This is a genomic window from Rhizobium sp. BR 315, assembly GCF_050577975.1.
Classification (GTDB): domain Bacteria; phylum Pseudomonadota; class Alphaproteobacteria; order Rhizobiales; family Rhizobiaceae; genus Rhizobium; species Rhizobium miluonense.
In genome coordinates this window covers 1-4,232 of record NZ_JARWKZ010000114.1, presented here as the reverse complement: position 1 = coordinate 4,232, position 4,232 = coordinate 1, and the positions used below count along the sequence as shown (strand labels likewise).

The 4,232-nt window shown below is 60.1% G+C and carries 3 protein-coding genes and 1 pseudogene; 2 read left to right on the top strand and 2 right to left on the bottom strand.

Annotated elements, in window-relative coordinates:
- Together QD409_RS35130 and QD409_RS35125 are read right to left on the bottom strand one after the other, a co-directional pair.
- Positions 1–164 (bottom strand): annotated as a pseudogene (locus QD409_RS35130) (IS630 family transposase); the annotation flags it as partial.
- A gap of 93 nt (positions 165–257) precedes the next feature.
- Positions 258–1,250, bottom strand: a complete 993-nt coding sequence (locus QD409_RS35125) for an adenosine kinase (RefSeq protein WP_092856156.1) — start codon at positions 1,248–1,250, stop codon at positions 258–260.
- 504 nt (positions 1,251–1,754) lie between these two features.
- On the opposite strand from QD409_RS35125, the gene QD409_RS35120 reads away from it, so the two are divergent.
- Both QD409_RS35120 and QD409_RS35115 read left to right on the top strand, forming a co-directional pair.
- Positions 1,755–2,699 carry an AEC family transporter gene (locus tag QD409_RS35120; RefSeq protein WP_430764999.1) on the top strand — a complete coding sequence of 315 codons (945 nt, stop codon included), beginning with the start codon at positions 1,755–1,757 and terminating at the stop codon, positions 2,697–2,699.
- A 121-nt stretch (positions 2,700–2,820) separates the two neighbouring features.
- On the top strand, positions 2,821–3,978 hold the full coding sequence (locus QD409_RS35115; protein WP_092856160.1) for a patatin-like phospholipase family protein: 1,158 nt from the start codon (positions 2,821–2,823) through the stop codon (positions 3,976–3,978).
- The last annotated feature ends 254 nt before the right edge of the window (positions 3,979–4,232 follow it).

The following is a 4,232-nucleotide window of genomic DNA, read 5'->3' as shown; positions in this document are numbered from 1 at the left end:
AGCGTGATATTGCCCAGGCGGGCGGCGTCTGAACGAGAGCCGCCATCATAGATGACGGCAAGCGCTAAAAGTCGCCGGGCTTGAGCGGCATCCTTACTCTGGCGCGCCAGACGGCGCAGACGCTCGCCATCAAAATCTTCTCGCAATGAAATCGCTGAACCCATCGCAGCAAACCTCCCGTTTGCCACAGAGATTCAGATTCATCCCCTCTTGGGAAGCCCGTGAGTCAGATTTATCGAGACGCCGTATAAGCCCGATCAGAGAAGACCGAATTTCTTGGCCTTTTCCGACAGCGATTGCATCGGCCGCGGGCCGATCTGCTCGATGACGGTTGCTGCCGCAAGATTGCCGAGCTTGCCGCAATCTTCCAAGCTACGGCCCTGCGTGTAGCCGAACAGGAAGCCGGCGGCGAAAAGGTCGCCCGCGCCTGTCGTATCGACACGCTCTTCGATCGGATGAGCATCGACGACATGGCGTTCGTTGCCGCGTATGATCACGGCGCCATCCTTGCCTGTCGTCACGGCTGCAATCTTGCAGTCGGCCGCAATCAGCGTCAGCGCCTTTTCGAAATCCTCGGTCTCGTAGAGCGACAGTGCCTCGTCGCGGTTTGCGAAGACGATATCGACGGTGCCCGAGCGCATGAGATCGAGGAACTCGTCGCGATAGCGGCCGACGCAGAAGCTGTCCGATAGCGTCATCGACATTTCACGGCCGTTGGCATGGGCGATGCGGGCGCATTCGCGAATCGCTTCCTTGGCGCGCGGCGGATCCCAGAGATAGCCCTCGAAATAGGTGACTTTGGCATCGGCGACGACATTTTCCTCGACGTCTTCCGGGCCGAGTTCGACGCAGGCGCCGAGATAAGTGTTCATGGAACGCTCGCCGTCCTCGGTGACGAAGATCATCGAACGGGCCGTCGGCGGGAAAGTGCCCTTCGCCCTGGTCTGGTAATGCACGCCCTGGGCGCGGATATCGTGGGCGAAGATCTGTCCGAGCTGGTCTTCAGCGACCTTACCGAAATAGGCAGCCCTGCCGCCGAAATTGGCAACGCCTGCCGCCGTATTGCCTGCGCTGCCGCCGGAGGCTTCCAGCGCCGGGCCCATGCGCGAATAGAGAAGTTCGGCGCGTTCGGCATCGATGAGGTTCATCGCGGCCTTGGTGATCTTGTTGTCGATCAGGAACTGATCATTGCAACGGGCGATAATGTCGACGATGGCGTTGCCAACGGTCAGTACATCGAAGCGAGTCATCTATAGGAGGATCCCGGTATTGGTGATAGCCGGTATCCGGTAATATCGGTTTTTCCGAAGTTTGGAAGAAGAATCAGCGCCAGTGCAGCCAACTTAATTGCAATCAGTCATTTGGCTGTCACTTTCTATGTTTAAATGCTTATTAAGCGGCTGGGATGGGAAGTTCGAAAGACTTCCGAGCCAGTCTGGGAAGGAATGATGCCTTCCGCCTCACCGGTACGCGGGCCGACCACGGATGAACTGGCGGCATGTGCACCGGGGGGACTCTCCGGCGAGACCGGACAAGTAGGAGCGGGCTTGGCCCGCTTTTTTTGTTTTTGCGGGTTCTCACACCGATCGCGAGCCGCGATCTTTCAGATTCGCTCCTTTCGCTTTAAGCTCTTGATTTTGCGCATGTCGTCGTCGCAAAACCGCTGCACACTTTTGCGCGACATGCTTTAAGCAAGCTGCTACAACTCCTCGATCACTCTTCTCGAGCCACGAATTCCACGGCCCACGCCCGGCATGTCCGAAATTCTCACCGATGTCCTTCCGATCTTCCTGCTGATCCTCGTTGGCTGGGTTATCGTGCGCACTGGCCTGTTGAAGGCCGATGTCGGCGAGGCGATGGGCGAGTTCGTCTTCAAGATCGCCGTGCCGCTCCTGCTGTTCCGCACCATCGCCGAGGCGGATTTTCGTGGCGCTTCGCCGTTTCGATTGTGGATCGCCTATTTTTCCGGCGTCGCCGTGACCTGGACCGCCGGCCATATCGTAGCGACTCGGCTGTTCGGGCGGGACGCGCGCATCGGCGTGCTGGCCGGCGTTTCATCGGCCTTTGCCAATACGATCTTCATCGGCCTGCCCCTTGTCGGCCGCACGGTCGGGCCTGATGGCGTCATGGCCATGTCGATCCTGATCGCCGTGCACCTGCCGACGATGATGATCGCCGGCACGCTGCTGATGGAGCAGGCCGAGCGCAAGGAGAATGCCGGCGCCGGCCGCAGCACCGGCGAGCTGCTGCTGCAGGTCGGCCGGAACCTTGTGCGCAATCCGCTGGTCATCGGCCTTTTCTGCGGTCTTATCGTCCACCTGACCGGCATCCGCATCCCCGCGACCGTCGGCAGCGTCGTCGACGGCATCGCCAATATGGCCGGCCCCGCGGCGCTGATTTCGCTCGGCATGGCGCTGCGCCAATACGGGCTATCGGGCAATCTCGGCATCACCAGCGTCATGGCCGCCTTCAAGCTATTCTTGCTGCCGTCCTGCGTGCTGGCGGCCGGTCATCTCCTTGGCCTTAGCCCGGAATGGCGGGCCGCGCTGGTGCTCACCGCTGCCGTTCCCACAGGTGTGAACGCCTGGCTGATTGCCAATCGCTTCGGCGTCGGCCACAGTCTCGCCGCCTCGACGATCACCTTGACGACAGCGTTCGGGGCATTTTCGGTGTCGCTCTGGGCCTATTTGCTCGCATAGCACAGGTTCGAGCCCGCCGATTCGCAATGGCATGTCTCCGCATTCGGAGAAGCAGGCAGGAAAATGGTCATAGTTTTGCGTATCCCGGCTTTCCCACCCGGAGCGCAGCAAAGGATGGCACATGAACATTGCAGCTCCGCTTACCAATCCCGCATCAGCTTATTCGCATAAAGTGTTCGTGCTCCAGGGCGGCGGCGCGCTCGGCTCCTATCAAGCCGGCGCCTTTCAGGCACTCAGAGAGCAGAATATCGACCCGGACTGGATCGCAGGCATCTCGATCGGCGCCATCAACGCCGCCATCATGGCCGGCAACGTGCCGGGGGAGCGGCTTGAGAAGCTGCGCTCCTTCTGGAACAAGATCACTATCCAGCTTCCCGTCGATATGCTGATGGAACGGCAGCGCCAGAGCAGCCCCTTTTATCGCACGGTGAGCAGCTGGTGGGTTTCGACCTTCGGGGCGCCCGGCTTCTTTTCTCCCTGGCAGATCCCGGCCTGGTTCCAGGCGCGGGGCTCAGCGGGTGCGACCAGCATCTACGATACAGAGCAATTGCGCCAGACGCTGCTCGACCATGTGGATTTCGACCGAATCAATCATGGCCCGGTGCGGCTGAGCCTCGGTGCCGTCAACGTGCGAACCGGCAACTTCGCGTTCTTCGACAACAGGGATATTAAGATCGCGCCGGAACACATCATGGCGAGCGGCGCCCTGCCGCCGGGCTTTCCGGCCATCAAGATCGGCAGTGAATACTACTGGGACGGCGGCCTGGTCTCGAACACGCCGCTCACCTACGTGCTGCGCAATGGCGCGGGCGTCGATACGGTGGTGTTTCAGGTCGATCTCTTCAGCGCCGTCGGTTCCTTGCCGCAAGATCTCGAGGAAGTCGAGGAACGGCGCAAGGACATCACCTATTCCAGCCGTACCCGCCTCAACACCGACCTCTTCCTGGAGCGTCATCGCCTGCGTCGCGCCATATCGGAGCTTTATGCGCGGCTTCCCGAAGAGGCCAAGGCCGATCCGGAGATCAAAAAGCTGGAGAAGCACTGCTCGGACTACGGCGTCACCATCATCCATCTGATCTACCGCAACAAGCAGTTCCGGTCGCAATCCAAGGATTACGAGTTTTCGTCGCTATCGATGCACGAACATTGGGACGCCGGCCTGCGCGACGCCAGAAAGGCGCTGATAGCGGAGGACTGGCGCACGCCGCCAAGCGCCGAGGATGGGCTGAAAGTCTTCGATCTCGATCAGAGAACCCGCTCACGCCGGCATTCGATCTGATTCGCAAACACAAACAACCCGGCCTTGGCGGCCGGGTTTTCAATCCCTCATACGGACTGGTTTAGAGCGGTTCAGTTTTTCACGGAATCTGAGAACCGCTCTTCTGTAACGGGCATTGAGTCAATCCCTTTTGAGCTTAATCCCTCGCCGAGTGCTTGCTTCTGTCCGCAGTCGACGCTGGGGCCGCTGCTGTATGGGGTCTGCTGAGGACCGGCTGGCCAATCTAAAGATGCGCAGTCATTTGAGTGCTGCGT

Excerpts from the sequence above, each read along its gene's own strand:
- QD409_RS35125 (WP_092856156.1), bottom strand. The coding sequence starts at position 1,250 with ATGACTCGCTTCGATGTACTGACCGTTGGCAACGCCATCGTCGACATT.
- QD409_RS35120 (WP_430764999.1), top strand. The coding sequence starts at position 1,755 with ATGTCCGAAATTCTCACCGATGTCCTTCCGATCTTCCTGCTGATCCTC.
- QD409_RS35115 (WP_092856160.1), top strand. The coding sequence starts at position 2,821 with ATGAACATTGCAGCTCCGCTTACCAATCCCGCATCAGCTTATTCGCAT.